General features: G+C 66.1%; 15 protein-coding genes. 5 read left to right on the top strand and 10 right to left on the bottom strand.

The features are described 5' to 3' along the window. The first annotated feature begins 471 nt into the window (after window positions 1-471). Window positions 472-3,048, top strand: a complete 2,577-nt coding sequence (locus ABFA30_RS09185; protein ID WP_253091442.1) for an EAL domain-containing protein — start codon at window positions 472-474, stop codon at window positions 3,046-3,048. Window positions 3,049-3,051: 3 nt separating this feature from the next. On the opposite strand, the gene ABFA30_RS09180 is transcribed toward ABFA30_RS09185, so the two are convergent. Then, window positions 3,052-3,378, bottom strand: coding sequence for a DUF2025 family protein (locus ABFA30_RS09180; protein ID WP_225788183.1), 327 nt, complete (start codon window positions 3,376-3,378; stop codon window positions 3,052-3,054). Window positions 3,379-3,565: 187 nt separating this feature from the next. Between ABFA30_RS09180 and ABFA30_RS09175 the strand changes: the two genes are divergently transcribed. Continuing rightward, window positions 3,566-4,780, top strand: coding sequence for a GAF domain-containing sensor histidine kinase (locus ABFA30_RS09175; protein ID WP_225788182.1), 1,215 nt, complete (start codon window positions 3,566-3,568; stop codon window positions 4,778-4,780). Here the strand turns inward: ABFA30_RS09175 and ABFA30_RS09170 are convergent. Next, on the bottom strand, window positions 4,719-5,636 hold the full coding sequence (locus tag ABFA30_RS09170; RefSeq protein WP_225788181.1) for a LysR family transcriptional regulator: 918 nt from the start codon (window positions 5,634-5,636) through the stop codon (window positions 4,719-4,721). The two genes, ABFA30_RS09175 and ABFA30_RS09170, sit on opposite strands and share 62 nt — an antisense overlap. A 117-nt stretch (window positions 5,637-5,753) precedes the next feature. Here ABFA30_RS09170 and ABFA30_RS09165 point away from each other — a divergent pair, with 117 nt between their 5' ends. Continuing rightward, entirely contained in the window at window positions 5,754-6,512 is a 759-nt protein-coding gene (locus ABFA30_RS09165; protein ID WP_410045357.1) for an SDR family NAD(P)-dependent oxidoreductase, read from the top strand. On the opposite strand, the gene ABFA30_RS09160 is transcribed toward ABFA30_RS09165, so the two are convergent. Then, the gene (locus ABFA30_RS09160) at window positions 6,509-7,297 is read right to left on the bottom strand and encodes a LysR family transcriptional regulator (protein ID WP_225788179.1); all 789 of its coding nucleotides are present in this window, start codon (window positions 7,295-7,297) and stop codon (window positions 6,509-6,511) included. The two genes, ABFA30_RS09165 and ABFA30_RS09160, sit on opposite strands and share 4 nt — an antisense overlap. A 101-nt stretch (window positions 7,298-7,398) precedes the next feature. Here ABFA30_RS09160 and ABFA30_RS09155 point away from each other — a divergent pair, with 101 nt between their 5' ends. Beyond that, on the top strand, window positions 7,399-8,127 hold the full coding sequence (locus tag ABFA30_RS09155; RefSeq protein ID WP_225788178.1) for an SDR family oxidoreductase: 729 nt from the start codon (window positions 7,399-7,401) through the stop codon (window positions 8,125-8,127). Between the two features lie 85 nt (window positions 8,128-8,212). Here ABFA30_RS09155 and ABFA30_RS09150 read toward each other — a convergent pair whose 3' ends face one another. From ABFA30_RS09150 to ABFA30_RS09120, 7 genes are all read right to left on the bottom strand, one after another. Then, window positions 8,213-9,082: an HlyD family secretion protein gene (locus tag ABFA30_RS09150; protein ID WP_253081648.1), complete on the bottom strand. Its 870-nt coding sequence runs from the start codon at window positions 9,080-9,082 to the stop codon at window positions 8,213-8,215. A gap of 11 nt (window positions 9,083-9,093) precedes the next feature. Then, window positions 9,094-9,300: a DUF1656 domain-containing protein gene (locus ABFA30_RS09145; protein ID WP_225788176.1), complete on the bottom strand. Its 207-nt coding sequence runs from the start codon at window positions 9,298-9,300 to the stop codon at window positions 9,094-9,096. Continuing rightward, a complete protein-coding gene (locus tag ABFA30_RS09140) occupies window positions 9,287-11,275 on the bottom strand; it encodes an FUSC family protein (RefSeq protein WP_253081647.1) in 1,989 nt (662 codons plus the stop codon). The genes ABFA30_RS09145 and ABFA30_RS09140 overlap by 14 nt, the downstream gene beginning before the upstream one ends. Before the next feature lie 259 nt (window positions 11,276-11,534). Next, a complete protein-coding gene (ccoM, locus tag ABFA30_RS09135) occupies window positions 11,535-11,651 on the bottom strand; it encodes a cytochrome c oxidase subunit CcoM (protein WP_008097462.1) in 117 nt (38 codons plus the stop codon). A gap of 136 nt (window positions 11,652-11,787) precedes the next feature. Further along, on the bottom strand, window positions 11,788-11,949 hold the full coding sequence (locus tag ABFA30_RS09130) for a hypothetical protein (protein ID WP_225788174.1): 162 nt from the start codon (window positions 11,947-11,949) through the stop codon (window positions 11,788-11,790). A gap of 60 nt (window positions 11,950-12,009) precedes the next feature. Then, on the bottom strand, window positions 12,010-12,336 hold the full coding sequence (locus ABFA30_RS09125) for an aspartate-semialdehyde dehydrogenase (RefSeq protein ID WP_253081646.1): 327 nt from the start codon (window positions 12,334-12,336) through the stop codon (window positions 12,010-12,012). 108 nt (window positions 12,337-12,444) lie between these two features. Continuing rightward, window positions 12,445-13,137, bottom strand: coding sequence for a M949_RS01915 family surface polysaccharide biosynthesis protein (locus ABFA30_RS09120; RefSeq protein ID WP_253081645.1), 693 nt, complete (start codon window positions 13,135-13,137; stop codon window positions 12,445-12,447). A 118-nt stretch (window positions 13,138-13,255) separates the two neighbouring features. On the opposite strand from ABFA30_RS09120, the gene rapA reads away from it, so the two are divergent. After that, entirely contained in the window at window positions 13,256-16,102 is a 2,847-nt protein-coding gene (gene rapA / locus ABFA30_RS09115; protein WP_368816454.1) for an RNA polymerase-associated protein RapA, read from the top strand. Window positions 16,103-16,155: the final 53 nt, after the last annotated feature.

Genomic DNA, 16,155 nt, shown 5'->3' with positions numbered 1-16,155 from the left:
TCTCATATGGCCACTTGTGATGCTGATAATCTTGGCGACTATCAGTCCGTACTCACAAGCACCCACACGAATTGCTTGATTCGATTGTTAAAGAGCGTTTGGTCAAGAGCGTTTCGTCTCAACCGAGGCCGCGTATTCTACGCTTTCCTCAGAGTCTGTCAAGCGTTTGTTTTGAAGTTTTTTTCGAAGCTGCTTTCTTATCGAAAGCGTTCAACTTCAACTGCCACCTGACTCGCAGCAAGTGCATCGCTGCGGGAGGCGAATAATACGCGCTTTGAATTCAGAGTCAACACTCCCGTCGAAAAAAGTTTCGCATGCCCGAGGCAACCGCACGAAACGCCCCTCTATTCATATGAACAGTTGAATTTCGCCCTGGGCGCGGCTTCCCCGCCCAGGCTGGCCTATCCTGACTGAACCCTCCCCGGTGCTTGCCTGGCAAGGGGGCGCTGTTCACGAAGGAGTCGCCCGCGCATGGACAGGATCGTCGACCTCCCCGCTCCGCGCCTGCAGGTCCGCCGTCTGATCGGCGGCTTTTCCCTACTGTTCGCCCTTGCCGCGCTGGTCACCTTGGGCGCCCTGTTCAACATCGCCGCTACCCTCGACCGACAGGAACGCCAACGCAGCACCTTTCACGCCACCCAGGCGCTGGAACAGCGCCTGCTCGCCTCCCGCCAGTTTCTCTCCAGCTATGCCGTCTGGGATGCCGCCTACCAGCACCTGGCCAACGAGGTCGACTGGCATTGGGCCTATGACGAGAAGAATGTCGGCGAATCGCTGTACAGCGCCAGCGGGTTCGAAGGTGTCTTCGTGGTCGACGACCGGCATACCCGCTACGCCCTGTTAAGAGGCGAGCCAACCGACCTCCCCGCCGAGACCTTCATCGATGCCCCGCTGGCACCGATCATCGCCCAGGCCCGCCAGGTAGCCGTCGACCGCGAACAGGTCACTCACTTCGTGCTGTTCGATGGCTGGCCCGCGGTGCTCAGCGCCGCTGCCGTGCGCCCGGACATGGAGGTCCTGAAGATCGATGTCGGCAAGGCGCCGGTGATGCTGTTCGTCGACCAGTTGACCGAGGCCAAGCTGGCCCACCTGGGCGAAGGCGCGGGGCTGGCCGACATGCGCCTGGAAAAGAACACGACCACGCACCGGGCCACGCCACGCATCGTCCTGGGCGACACCGGCTACCACCTGACCTGGACCACCCCGCTGCCAGGCCGGCAACTGCTCTGGGCGGTCCTGCCGCCGCTGCTGGGCGCCCTGCTGGTGCTCGGCCTGGTGATGCTCTACCTGTTCCGCCATGCCCTGCGCAGTTCCCGCGCCATCGACCAGAGCCTGCAGCGCCTGCGACACAGCAACCAGGCGCTGGAGGCCAGCGAGCAGCGCTTTCGTGCCGTTGCCGAGGCCACCTCCGACTGGATCTGGGAAACCGATCGCCACCAGCGCCTGACCTACCTGTCGCAGCGCTTCGCCAGCGTCACGGGCTATCGGCTCGAAGACTGGCTGGGGCAACCGCTGAACCAACTGCTGGCCTGCGATACCACGCCCCTGGCCTCCTGGCTCGACGCCCAGGCCGAAGCCGACCCACAGCAGATGGCCAACCTACGCTGCGCCTACCACGACCCCAACGGGCAGCACCGCTACTGCCGCATGTCCGCACGGCCGATCCTGGTCGACGGCAAGCTCGCCGGCTTTCGCGGAACCGCCAGCGACATCACCCATGAAGTCGCCGCCCACGCGCACATCCAGCACCTGTCGCTGCACGATGCGCTGACCGGCCTGGCCAACCGCAACAAGCTCACGCGCCATCTGGAACAGGCCCTGCAACGCGGCAGCGATGCACCGCCGCTGACCTTGCTGCTGCTGGACCTGGACAATTTCAAGCCGATCAACGACGCCCTCGGCCATGCCATCGGCGATGCGGTACTGCAGGAAGTGGCGTCGCGCCTGCGCGAGGCCACCCGCGAAGACGACCTGGTGGCGCGCCTGGGCGGCGACGAGTTCGCCCTGGTCGTCGAGGCCATGGACGACCGCAACGAGATCGATCGCCTCTGCACACACCTGATCGCCCTGTTGCGCCAGCCTATCGTCGTCAACGGGCAGCGACTGCATGTCGGCGCCAGCCTCGGCATCGCCCAGACCGGCCCCCAGGTCTGCGATGCCGGCGAGCTGGTACGCTGCGCCGATATCGCCCTGTACCAGGCCAAGGCCGACGGCAAGAACACCTGGCGTTACTTCTGCGCGCAGATGAACCAGCAGATCCAGTACCGCCGGCAACTGGAGAACGACCTGCGCCAGGCCCTCGAGCAGGAGGCGTTCGTGCTCCATTACCAGCCCCGCTACCGCCTGCAGGACCTGCGGATCGTCTCGGTCGAAGCGCTGCTGCGCTGGCAGCATCCCCAGCAGGGCCTGCTCGGCCCCGATACCTTCATTCCCCTGGCCGAGCAGAGCGACCTGATCGTCGCCCTCGGCCGCTGGGTATTGCGCCAGGCCTGCCGCACCGCCCGCCACTGGCAAGCAGAGTTGCTGGTCTCGGTGAACCTGTCGCCGGCGCAATGCTCCCGCAGCGACGTGGTCGCCGAGGTACGCGAGATTCTCCTGGAGACCGATTTCCCCGCCCAGCGCCTGGAACTCGAGATCACCGAGAACGTCATGCTCGCCGACATCGAAGGTGCCCTCGGCACCCTGCTCGCCCTGAAGGAGCTGGGTGTTCACCTGAACATGGATGACTTCGGCACGGGCTACTCCTCGCTGGGTTGCCTGCGCAGCTATCCGTTCGACAGCATCAAGATCGACAAGCGTTTCATCGCCGGCCTGACCAACCCGAACAGCAACGACCAGGCCGTGGTCCAGGCGATCATCGACCTGGGCAAAGCCATGGGCCTGACGGTGACCGCCGAAGGGGTGGAAACCGAGCAGCAGCTCAGGATGCTGGCCGACAAAGGCTGCCATGAAGTCCAGGGCTACTACCTGAGCCGGCCGCTGGACCAGGCGAGCTTCGAGGCGCTGCTGCGCGAGGGTGATGCAGGGCGACTGCACAGCCGCCCCTGACAACTACGCAGGAGAGATGCTGCGCTCGGCAACGATTTCCGCCAGGTCGGTGCGCCGCAGGTAGATCCGCAGGGGCTCACCGATGTTCAGGCGATCGTCCACATGCTGCGCCAGCAGCAGTGCCAGGCGCTCACGGCACAGGACCATGCGCCGGCCCGCCTCTGGCCGCCAGACGAATTCGCTGCAGGGGATGATGCTGTCGCCGGCGACGTCCAGGCCGAACGAATCCTCGGAGAAGCGCACGATGTGGGTGCCGCGCTTGCCATGGAAGCCGACGAAACCCTTGAGTCGATCGGCGGCGTTGCAGATGTCCTGTGATGTAATGGCCATGACGTACCTCGCAAGATGTTTGGAAGTGACGCACGCCAGGCACGAGCGGTCGCCTCTGGTGGGCAACGCGCAGGTGCCAGCCTAGCGCAAGTCCCGGACCGTTCGCCAAGGTTTTTCATCCGACGTCGCCTGTACCGCTAGACTGTAAGGCTCCAGCCCCCGTTTCCCACCCTGACACTGGATTGTCATGACCAACGCCGTCAGCGCCGACATCGCCACCATTGGCCGCATCAATGTCGTACCGGCCATCCTCCAGGTGATCTGCGAGACCACCGGCATGCGCTTTGCTGCCGTGGCACGGGTCACCGAGGACAGCTGGACCGCCTGCGCCGTGCTCGACAACCTGGGCTTCGGCCTCAAGGCCGGTGACGAGCTCGATGTGGCCAGCACCCTGTGCCACGAGATCCGCAGCAGCCAGCAGACCATCGTGATCGACAAGGCCAGCGAGGACGAGCAGTACTGCCGTCACCACACGCCGCGCATCTACCGCTTCGAGAGCTATATCTCGGTACCGGTGCTACGTGCCGACGGCCGCTTCTTCGGCACCCTCTGCGCCCTCGACCCCGAGCCTGCGCAGCTCAAGGGCAGCGCCATCCAGCCGATGATGGAGTCGTTCGCCCGCCTGCTGTCGATCCAGATCGAAAGCGAGGAAAACGCCCAGCGCACCGAGCGCGCCCTGCAGAAGGAACGCGCCATGGCGGAGGTACGCGAACAGTTCATCGCCGTGCTCGGCCACGACCTGCGCAACCCCTTGTTCGCCATCACCGCCGGCGCAGAACTGCTGGCCCAGCGCCTGCAGGACGACAAGAGTCGCGCCATCGCCCGTCATATCCTCACCAGTGGCCGTCGTGCCTCACAGTTGGTGCGCGATGTGCTGGACTTCGCCCGAGGCCGTCTCGGTGCCGGCATCCCCCTCAACCAGCAGCCCTGCCCAGACCTGCGCGAAGCCCTTGGCCATGTCGCCTCGGAGCTGCAACGGGTGCATCCGCAGCGACGCATCCTGCTGGACATCGCCGACATCGGCGGCCTGCGCTGCGACCGCGAACGGGTGGCCCAGTTGCTTTCCAACCTGATCGCCAACGCGCTCACCCACGGCGCCCCCGACGGGCCAGTCACGGTCAGCGCGGCCATCCGCGATGGCACCTTCGTGCTCAGCGTCCACAACCTCGGCGAACCCATCCCCGCGCAGACACTGGCCCAGCTGTTCCAGCCTTTTTCCCGGCCATTGTCCGACGCCCCCCAACAAGGCCTGGGCCTGGGCCTGTACATCGCCAACCAGATCGCCCTGGCCCATGGCGGGTACATGGACGTGGCCTCCAGCGCACAGGCCGGGACCCTGTTCAGCTTCCGCCTGCCGGTGGATCGACCTGAGACGCCAGCAGCGCCGCCAGCCAGTCCATGAACACCTGGACCCGGCGCGGCACATGGCGCTGCCGGGCATACAACAGGGAAACCGGCATCGCCTGGGCCTGCCAGGCCTCGAGCACCGACACCAGCGCGCCGCTGCGCAGGTGTTCGGCCACCCCGACCGCCGGCACCTGGATCAGGCCAAGGCCAGCCAGGCAGGCGGCGGAATAGGCTTCGGTGTTGTTGACCGTGACCACGCCGCCCATGGCCTGGAAGCGCAGTTCGCCATTGTGCTCGTACTCGAACCCCGGGCTGCGTGAGCCCAGGTTGCGCACGTAGTGGACCAGCCGGTGCCCTGCCAGGTCTTCGAGGCTGCGGGGCTCGCCGTGGCGGGCCAGGTAGGCAGGGCTGAGGCAGTTGCGCATGCTCAAGCGGCCCACAGGCCGCGCCACCACATCCAGGTCACTCAGGGCGCCGATGCGTAGCACGCAGTCGAAACCTTCGCGCAACAGGTCGACCTGGCGGTCGGTGCAACTGATCTCCACCTCCAGGTGTGGGTAGCGCGCGAGGAACTCCGGTAATGCCGGGACGATGACCCGACGGGCCATCATGGTCGGCAGGTCGATGCGCAGGCATCCGGCCAGCGCGGCATCGTCGCCCCGGAACAGGTGCTCGATCTCGTCCATGCCCGAGAGCAGGTCCTTGCTGCGCTCGTACAACAACACGCCATCCTGGGTCGCCTGCACCCGGCGAGTGGTGCGGTTGAACAGGCGCGTGCCCAACAGGTTCTCCAGCGCCCTGACCTGCTCCGACACCGTCGAGCGTGGCAACCCCAGGTGTTCGCCAGCCTGGGTGAAACTGGCCAGTTCACTGACCCTGACGAAGGTTCGCAAGAGTTCCAGCTTGTTCATGCATGGCCCCTATTGTCCGGTGAATACGAACAGTATTTCCGGATTCACAGGATTTAACAGCCCTGCCTCGATCAATAACCTGTTGCCATCGTCACCACCATCAACGAGGTAACCGACATGACCCGCAAGCTCGCTCTGATCACCGGCGCCAGCCGCGGCCTGGGCAGGAACGCCGCCGAGCACCTGGCCGCACGCGGCATCGACATCATCGGCACCTACCACAACAAGGCCGACGAGGCCCGCGCCGTAGCCGAGCGCCTGGAACAGGCCGGGGTGAAGGCCGCCATGCTGCAGCTGGATGTCAGCGACAGCGGCAGCTTCATCGCCTTCGCCGAACGCCTGGGCGAAACCCTCCAGCAGCGGTTCGACCGCCCCGATTTCGACTTCCTGGTGAACAATGCCGGCATCGGCGTGAACGTGCCCTTCGCCGAAACCAGCGAGGCCCAGTTCGACCAGTTGCTGAACATCCAGCTCAAAGGGCCGTTCTTCCTGACCCAGCGCCTGTTGCCGCTGCTGGCCGACGGTGGCCGCATCGTCAACATCTCCAGCGGCCTGACCCGTTTCGCCCTGCCCGGCTATGCCGCCTACGCCGCCATGAAGGGGGCGATGGAGGTACTGACCCGCTACCAGGCCAAGGAACTGGGCGCGCACGGCATTCGCGTGAACATCCTGGCACCAGGCGCCATCGAGACCGATTTCGGTGGCGGCGTCGTACGCGACAACCAGCAGGTCAATGCTTTCATCGCCAGCAATACCGCGCTGGGGCGTGTCGGCCTGCCCGACGACATCGGCGCCGCCATAGCCCTGTTGCTGGAAGAAGGCAATGGCTGGATCACCGGCCAGCGCCTGGAGGTTTCCGGCGGCATGTTCCTTTAAAGGCTGGCCGGGCCACTCAGGAACTGCTGCAGGCTGGCCAGCGCCGGCAGTACCAGGGCCTGGCTGGTCAGGCACAGGCCGACCCGACGGCGCAGCGCCAGCCCCGGGCTTGGCTGCCAGTAGATGCCCGGGTGGCGTTCGACCAGCGATTGCGGCAACCAGGCCGCGCCCAAGCCGGCAGCGACCATGGCCAGGGCCTGCTGCAACGAAGCGGCCTGGCCCACCTGCTCGCCCTCGCCATACAGGCTCATCAGCCGTTGGTGCGAGGGGTGGTGCGGGCAGGTGATCCAGCGCCCGTCGGGCTGGCTGCCGGTAGCCATCGTCAGGACGAAAGCTTCCTCCCACAGCGGCAGGAACAGCTCATCCTCGCAACGCAGCGCCTCGTCGGCCAGCCGCGCATCACCATCGCAGCCCTCCAGCAAGGTCAACTGCAAGCCACCGACGGCCTGGCTGGCCAGGCGCACGCAGGCTTCGACCTGTGCCGGCGCGATATCCGCCTCGATGCCCAATGCCAACGACACCCGCTCCTGCCCCTGGCGGAAACGCAGGCGCAGCGCCTCGGCTTCAGCGACCATGCGGCACGCCTGCGGATACAGCTGGCGCGCCTGTTCGCTGACCTCGACCCCACGGGCCTGACGCAGGAACAGTTCGACGCCCAGGTCGTCCTCCAACTGGCGAATGGTCACCGACAAGGTCGGCTGGGCCACGCACAAGCGCTGCGCGGCAACGGTGATGTTGCGTTCTTCGAACACAGCGATGAACGCTTTGAGGTGACGGATATCCATAGACAGAACCGATGCCAGCCAGAGAAATAAGCCGTTTTTCAGGGCCGAAAGGGTTATCTAGAATCCCGGCCATCGAAAACGATTATGCCTGGGAGGCAGTCATGAACAAACCGCTGATCATCGTCACGGGCGCCAGCTCCGGTATCGGCGCCGCTACCGCTCGCCTGTTCTCCGCCGCCGGCCACCCGCTGCTGCTGGTCGCTCGACGGCTGGAGCGTCTCGAAGCGCTGGGCCTGCCCGATTGCCTGTGCCGCGCCGTGGACATCCGCGACCGTGCGACACTGGCCGCCGCCGTGCAGGAAGCCGAAGCGCTGTATGGGCCGGCCGATGCGCTGGTGAACAATGCCGGGGTGATGCTGCTGGGGCAGATGCACGAACAGGATCCGCAGCAGTGGGAGCGCATGTTCGACATCAACGTCAAAGGGCTGCTCAACGGCGTGCATGCCCTGCTCGGCGGCATGGTCGAGCGGCGCCGCGGCACGCTGATCAATGTCAGCTCCGTGGCTGGGCGCAAGACCTTCCCCAACCACGTGGCCTACGTGGGCAGCAAGTTCGCCGTGCATGGGTTGTCGGAGAACCTGCGCGAGGAGCTGGCACCGCATAACGTGCGGGTGGTGACCATTGCGCCGGGTGCGGTGGAGACCGAGTTGCTCGGGCATACCACCGACGAGGGCATCAAGCGCGACTACGAGGCCTGGAAGGCCAATGACATGGGAGGCGTGGTGCTGGCGGCAGAGGATGTGGCCGGGGCCATCGTCTGGGCTTACCAGCAGCCACAGCAGGTATGCATTCGAGAGATCGTGCTGGCGGCTACGGCGCAGCAGCCCTGAACAGCCGGGCTTCAGTTGCATTTAGGATCGCTTCGCGCCCCATCGTCGGCAATATTGGCGCCGTCGCCTGCCGTATCCATGAGGCTCAACGCTCGGCCTGGTCCTCTTGCACCTGCACGCTCGCCGTCATCCCGGCACTGAGGCTCACGCCCTCGGGTATCCGGTCCAGGCGTATCCGCACCGGTATGCGCTGCGCCAGGCGTACCCAGTTGAAGGTCGGCTCGACCTCGGGCAACAACTGGCTGTCGGGGTTGCTGTTACGGTCGGTGATGCCGCGGCTGATGCTTTCCACATGCCCCTGGATCGATTCGCCCGCGCCCATCAGCCAGACCTTGACCGGGTCACCCTCGCGAATGCGCGGCAGCTTGGTCTCCTCGAAGTAGGCCTGGATATAGAAGGTCGAGTCGTCCACCAGCGCCATCACCGGCTGCCCGGTGGTGACATAGTTACCCTCGGCCAGGCGCAGGTTGGTGATGTGCCCGCTACGCGGCGCGCGTACTTCGCTGCGGGCCAGGTTGATCTTGGCCACCTGCAACTGCGCCTCGGCCTCGTGCAGCTCGCCCCGGGCGATCGCGGCGTTGATCTGGGCGTTCTCCCGCAGTTCGGCGCTGATCGCCCCCGGCCCCAACGCGGTACGCCGCGCCGCCTCGCGCTCACGCAGGCGCAACTGCTGGGCGCGGGTCTCGGCCACCGCGCTGGCCTGGTCGAACGCGGCCTGGAAGCGCTCGCGGTCGATGCTCATGAGCACCTCGCCCGCCTTGACCTGCTGGTTGTCGTGCACCGCGAGCCGGCGCACCCAGCCGGAAACGTCCGGTGCGATCACCACCACATCGGCGCGCACCCGCGCATCGCGGGTCCAGGGGGTGAGCATGTAGTACTGCCACAGGCGATAGCCGGCGAACACCGCGACCACCACCACACACAAGGTAACCAAGATACGTACCGCTGTACGCATGGATCGACTCCTTACAAAGGCCCCAGCAGATGCACCACCAGGGACAGGACACAAACGAACAACGCCGCATCGAACAACGCTTCGTGCCAGATCCAGCGCCCCAACGGCGTGGCCTGCACCACCAGGCGCAACAGGCCGGTCAAGACCAGCGCCATCAACACATAGACCAGGAACGGGCTGAGCAGCACGCCACCCAGCGCCCATTCACGCAACCCCATGGACGTCCTCCTGCCAGCGGCACCATTTGCCCCAGCTCCTGCGCAACTGCAGTACCGCCCCTTCGGCCAGGCGCAACGGGTCGCTCGGGGGCAGTCGGCGCAAGGCCTCGATGAACTGTTCACTGGCCGCGTCCAGGCGCTCGCCGCGCCCTGGCGCCGGCCCGCTGGCCAGCACCGCCGCCAATTGCTGCAGGTACTGGCGCTCGGCATCGCCCAGTGGCGCCTGGGCCACGGCCAGGCACATGCGCAGGTGCACCAGCTCATCGCCGATGTCCAGGCCGTGCAGGCCATCGTCCCAGCGCTTGCGCTCGGCTTCCGGCAACTCGCTGGCATGCCGCGCCAGCTGCATCAGGCGGTCGGCCATGCGCCCGCCGAACCAGCTGTCGGCGCCACGCAGGTCACGCCGGGTCAGGCGCACCAGGTCGCCCTGGGTCGCCGCCCGCAGGCGCCTGCCAAGCCAGGCCGGGTGGCGCAGCACCAGCAGGCGGAACGCCAAGACAGCGGCGCCCACCCCGATCAGCATGGCCTGGGCACTGTTGAGCATGGTCGCCACGTCGAAGTGCATGGCATTGAGCGGCGCCACCAGGACGATGAAATGCAAGCAATAGGACGTGGCGGTCGCGCCGATGCGCGGATGGGCCATGCCCAGGGCACCGAAGAACAGCGGAACCCCCATGCCCAGGCAGAGCATGGCGAAGCTGCTCCATTGCGGCAGGAGGATCTGCCCGACGAAGAAGGCCACGGGTACCGCCAGGAGGATCCCGCGCAGGAAGCTCAAGCCGATCTGCGCGCCGTTCTCGCGGCTGGCGAACAGGCTGCAGACCACGCAGGTCAGCACCAACCCACCCGGTGCCGAAGGCCAGGCGGTGGCCAGCCAGAAACAGGCCATCACCAGGAACGCCACGGCGCTGCGTGTGCCGAACAGTAATGCCAGCGGCACGTCGCGGTGGGCGGCAAGCCCCTGGGCCACATCCGTCGGCGCCCTGCCCGCCTCCACGTCCTGCAACGCCTGGGTGGCGGCCATGGCAAAGTCCAAGAGCAAGGTCAGGCGCGCCAGGCAATAGTGTTCGGCGGAGCTGATCCGTTCGTCGTGGGCCGCGTCCCAGACACGCTGGCGCAGCAGCAACAGGCTCGGTCGATCGGGCTTGGCCAATTGCTCGCGGGCTTCATCCAGCCAGGGAGCCATCCGCTGTGCCTGGTCTTCGTCGAGCTGACGCCACTGCCGACGCACCGAGCGCGAAATGCGCAGCAGCACCATCAGCTTCTGGCTGAGCCCACGGATGGCTCTGGCCCGTTGCCGGCCGCGATTGCCTTCGAACCAGGCATGCTCGCGCTGGGCATCGATGGCGACGATCCGTCCGAGGATCTCCAGCAGCCCCTTGCGCGCCTCGTCCTCGCCACCGAGCATGGCGCTGGAGGCTTGCAGGCCGTTCTGCCAGGCCTGGCGCGCCTGACCGCCGAGCTGTTGCTCCACCCGCATGGGCCAGAGCAAGGCGCTGGTGGCGGTGGCGCAGACGATGCCCAGGCAGATCTCGGTGCAGCGCGCCACCGCCTGGTCGAATACTTGCAAAGGATGGTCGATCGCCGGCAAGGCGATGATCGCCACGGTGTAGCCGGCCAGCACGAAGGCATAGGCCCAGGCGCTGCGCAGTTGGGTGGAAGCGGCGGTGCACAGCGCCAGCCATAGGGCCAGGGTGAGCAGGAAGAGCCAGGGCGCCTGGGCGAACAGGCCAATGAACAGCACCGACATGAAGGTCCCCACCAGGGTGCCGGCCAGGCGCGCCAGGCCCTTCTGCACCACCATCCCGGACAGCGGCTGGGCGACGATGAATGCCGTCATCAAGGCCCACGAAGGCTGCTCCAGGCCCCAACGCATGGCCAGCCACAACGCCAGGCCGCCACCGAGCAAGGTCTTGATGGCGAACTTGATGGCGAGGTCGCTGGGGGCGAACAGGGCCTTGAGGGTGATGGGCACGAATCGGACCTTGCGAGGGGATGGTGAATAGAAAGATAGACAACGGCGGGGAGGATAAAGCGGAAAGGGTGTAATTAGCTAGCTAATCATCTTTTTAGTCGAAGAGGTTGCACCTGTCTCTAGCGGGGCCACAAAGCCCCCCCAAAAGGTAGCTGAACTACCCTCGGAGCAGCCCAATGGGTCGACAAGAAATTCCAGGCAAAAAAATGGGCGACCGAAGTCGCCCCAAATGCCTTGCGTGCTCGTGAATCCAGGAGGATCAGCGCGGCTTGCGCTTGTTCGAGTCCTTCCAGATGAAAATGCCCAGACCGGCAAAGAACGCGAACATCAACCCGACCGTTACCACACCAGCGATAACCACATTGTCGAAGAACATGTCGGCCTCCCGTTTGCGCCTGCCGTTGTCCGATGGGTGCAAGGTAACGAATGCAGGGGGAGGGAAAATTGACCGGAGTCAATGGTGCCCGGGGCCAGGCACGCGAGGCGGGCGCAGGTTTGACCTGCGTCAAGTTTCAGCGCTTCTTCGGCTTGCCCTTGGGCTTTTTCTTCTTCGCCTTGCCCAACGGCATGGCCTGCTCGAACGCCTGGCGCACTTCGTTCAGGCGCTTCTCGTTGAGGTCATGGATGCGTTTGGCGCGCTCGGCGCCGAAGTCGATCAGGTTGTCTTGGCTCATGGGCAGGCTCGACTGACAGCAGAGACTTGCATGATGACCGCAGGCGGCGTCCCTGGCCAGTCAGACTTCGATGTCGACCAGCAGGCCCTGGCGCGGGCGATCGCCCAGCGGCGCCACCGGCACGGTGTTGTCGGCATTGAGTTCATCGCCAGGCACGGCGTCGTAGCGCTCGTCCTGCGCATGCCGGCGGCGCTGCTGCTGACGGCGTTGCTCTTCGCGCAGCAGCAAGGCTTGCTCCTGGGGATCGCGCTGGTGCCGCAGGTCGATGGTGCCATCGCTGGAGGCAGGCTGCGCCGGGACCACCGGCGCAATGTCCGGGGTCGGCTTGACCGGGTCCTGTTGCGAGGTCACCGGGGCGGCGCTGATTGGAATGATCGGCGGCAGCATGCAATTGTCTCCTGTGACCCTTGTATCGGCCGGCCATCAGCCACCTTGAACCTTCACGCACAGGATTGTGCGGGGCGTCACAACAGCGCCGAGGCCGCCAGAACGATCTCAGCCGGCAGCATCGTCCAGTTCGTCGTCGGTCGGCGGCCCGCCTTCGCTCCACGGCCGCTTGTAGACCTGCAGCCAGACCGCATCCATGTGCTCGCGCAACACGGGCGAGGCATTCTTCAACGAAGCGCTGTCGTGGCGCTCGCCGCCGATGGGCTCCTCGCCCGACGGAGTGACCAGCGACTGCCCGGTGATGGTATAGACCGCCTGGCCCTGGCGCATCTCGATGGCGATGTCGTGGGGATCGATGCCACCGCCGCAGAAGGCATGGCTGGCCACGGTCACCTCGGCGACACCGTCCTTGTCGAGGTCGCTGACGTCACTGACATCGGTATAGAAGTCCACATCCAGGTCCAGGCCCGGGCAGGTGGTTTCCTGCTCGCTCTGCCAACGCGGCGTGAACAGATCGCCATCGGCGCGGCCATACAAGGTGGCCTTGAGCACCACCTGGTCGACCTCCTGCTCGGCCTGCGCGTCGGTGGCCTGGCCATCGCTGCGGCTGAGCACCAGCAGACCCTCGCCATCGCGGTCGCGAAAGTGCACGCTCTTGATCGGCGTGCGCACGCCCAGCACTTCCAGTTGCTCGACCGGAATCGGCGGCAGGGTCTGGAAACCCTGCTGCTCGCAGGCGGCCAGCGACAGCAGGCCGCCCATGGCCAGGGAGGCATTCAACCAGCGGTGCTTGGCAGGCATGTCGGCGCGCAACCCTCCTCGGCAAGACGGTATTCGTCGATGAAGCAGCTAGACTCTTTGGTCTACCGGGCCTATCCGTTAACATAGCCGGCTTTTTCATCGCGGGAGTTCAGGCAGTATGGCGCAGCAGTATCAACCGGGGCAACGCTGGATCAGCGACAGCGAAGCCGAGCTCGGCCTGGGGACCATCCTGGCGCAGGATGGCCGCCTGCTGACCGTGCTCTACCCGGCCACTGGCGACACCCGCCAATATTCCCTGCGCAATGCGCCGCTGACCCGCGTACGCTTTTCGCCCGGTGACCAGATCACCCACTTCGACGGCTGGAAACTGACCGTGCGCGAGGTCGAGGACGCCGATGGCCTGCTGGTCTACCACGGCCTCGACAACCAGAACCAGCCGCGTGTCCTGCCGGAAACCCAGCTGTCCAACTTCATCCAGTTCCGCCTGGCCAGCGACCGTCTGTTCGCCGGCCAGATCGACCCGCTGCCGTGGTTTTCCCTGCGCTACAACACCCTGCAGCACACCAGCAAGCAGATGCTGTCGTCGCTGTGGGGCCTGGGCGGTTGCCGCGCCCAGCCCATCGCCCACCAGTTGCACATCGCCCGCGAGGTGGCCGACCGTATCGCCCCGCGTGTGCTGCTGGCCGACGAAGTGGGCCTGGGCAAGACCATCGAGGCAGGCCTGGTGATCCATCGCCAGTTGCTCTGCGGACGCGCCAGCCGCGTGCTCATCCTGGTCCCGGAGAACCTCCAGCATCAATGGCTGGTGGAAATGCGCCGGCGCTTCAACCTGCAGGTGGCACTGTTCGATGCCGAGCGCTTCATCGAGAGCGACGCCAGCAACCCGTTCGAAGATGCCCAGTTGGCGCTGGTGGCCCTGGAGTGGCTGGTCGACGACGAAAAGGCCCAGGATGCCCTGTTCGCCGCGGGCTGGGACCTGCTGGTGGTCGACGAGGCCCACCACCTGGTCTGGCACGAGGAGCAGGCCAGCCCCGAGTACACCCTGGTCGAGCAACTGGCCCAGGTCATCCCTGGCGTGCTGCTGCTGACCGCCACCCCCGAGCAACTGGGCCAGGACAGCCACTTCGCCCGCCTGCGCCTGCTCGACCCCAACCGATTCCACGACCTGGCTGCGTTCCGCGCCGAGAGCGAGCACTATCGCCCGGTGGCCGAAGCGGTACAGGAACTGCTCGATGAGGGCCGCCTGTCGCCCAAGGCCCACGCCACCATCGAAGGCTTCCTCGGTGCCGAAGGCGAAACCCTGCTGGCCGCGGTCAGCGCTGGCGACAGCCAGGCCAACGCACGCCTGATCCGCGAACTGCTCGACCGCCACGGCACCGGGCGGGTGCTGTTTCGCAACACCCGCGCGGCGATCCAGGGCTTCCCGGAACGCCAGTTACACCCCTACCCGCTGGCCAACCCGGAGCAGTACCGCGACCTGCCCAACGGCGAGCACGCCGAGCTGTACCCGGAGGTGGCCTTCCAGGCCCAGGGCGAAACCAACGACGACGAGCGCTGGTGGCGCTTCGACCCACGGGTCGACTGGCTGATCGATACCCTGAAGATGCTCAAGCGCACCAAGGTCCTGGTGATCTGCGCCCACGCCGAGACCGCCATGGACCTGGAGGACGCCCTGCGCGTGCGCTCCGGCATCCCGGCCACGGTGTTCCATGAAGGCATGAGCATCCTCGAGCGCGACCGTGCCGCGGCCTACTTCGCCGACGAGGAGTTCGGCGCCCAAGTACTGATCTGTTCGGAAATCGGCAGCGAGGGGCGCAACTTCCAGTTCGCCCATCACCTGGTGATGTTCGACCTGCCGGCCCACCCGGACCTGCTCGAACAGCGGATCGGCCGCCTCGACCGGATCGGCCAGAAACACACCATCGAACTGCACGTGCCCTACCTGCAGGACAGCCCCCAGGAGCGCCTGTTCCAGTGGTACCATCTGGGCCTGAACGCCTTCCTCGCCACCTGCCCGACCGGCAATGCCCTGCAGCACCGTTTCGGCCCGCGCCTGCTGCCGATGCTCGAAGCCGGCGACGGCAGCGCCTGGGACAAGCTGGTGGCCGAGGCGCGCGCCGAGCGCGAGCGCCTGGAAGCCGAGCTGCACAGCGGCCGCGACCGCCTGCTGGAGCTCAACTCGGGCGGTGCCGGCGAAGGCCAGGCCCTGGTCGAGGCGATCCTCGAGCAGGATGACCAGTTCGCCCTGCCGATCTATATGGAAACCCTGTTCGACGCCTTCGGCATCGACAGCGAGGACCATTCGGAAAACGCCCTGATCCTCAAGCCGAGCGAGAAGATGCTCGACGCCAGCTTCCCGCTGGGCGACGAGGAAGGCGTGACCATCACCTACGACCGTGGCCAGGCCCTGTCCCGCGAGGACATGCAGTTCCTGACCTGGGAACACCCGATGGTCCAGGGCGGCATGGACCTGGTGCTGTCCGGCTCCATGGGCAACACCGCCGTGGCGCTGATCAAGAACAAGGCGCTCAAGCCCGGCACCGTGCTGCTCGAGCTGCTCTACGTCAGCGAAGTGGTTGCCCCGCGCCACCTGCAACTGGGCCGCTACCTGCCATCGGCGGCCTTGCGCTGCCTGCTCGACGCCAACGGCAACGACCTGGCGCCTCGCGTGGCCTTCGAGACCCTCAACGACCAGTTGGAGAGCGTGCCCAAGGCCAGCGCCAACAAGTTCGTCCAAGCCCAGCGTGACGTACTGGCCAAGCGCATTGCCGGTGGCGAAGCCAAGGTCATGCCCACGCACGAGGAGCGGGTGGCCGAAGCCCAGCGACGCCTCGCCGCCGAGGCCGACGAAGAGCTGGCCCGCCTGACGGCGCTCAAGGCGGTCAACCCAAGCGTGCGCGACAGCGAGATCGACGCCTTGCGCAAGCAGCGCGAGGATGGCCTGGCCATGCTGGAGAAGGCCGCCCTGCGCCTGGAGGCGATCCGCGTGCTGGTCGCGGGCTGATGCCTTAGTACATGCAACATGCTGGGGCCGCTTCGTGCCCATCGCTGGCAAGC

Origin of the sequence: Pseudomonas sp. HLMP, from assembly GCF_046365545.1 — a bacterium.
Lineage (GTDB): Bacteria > Pseudomonadota > Gammaproteobacteria > Pseudomonadales > Pseudomonadaceae > Aquipseudomonas > Aquipseudomonas guariconensis_B.
This window is presented reverse-complemented; position numbering and strand designations above follow the sequence as displayed.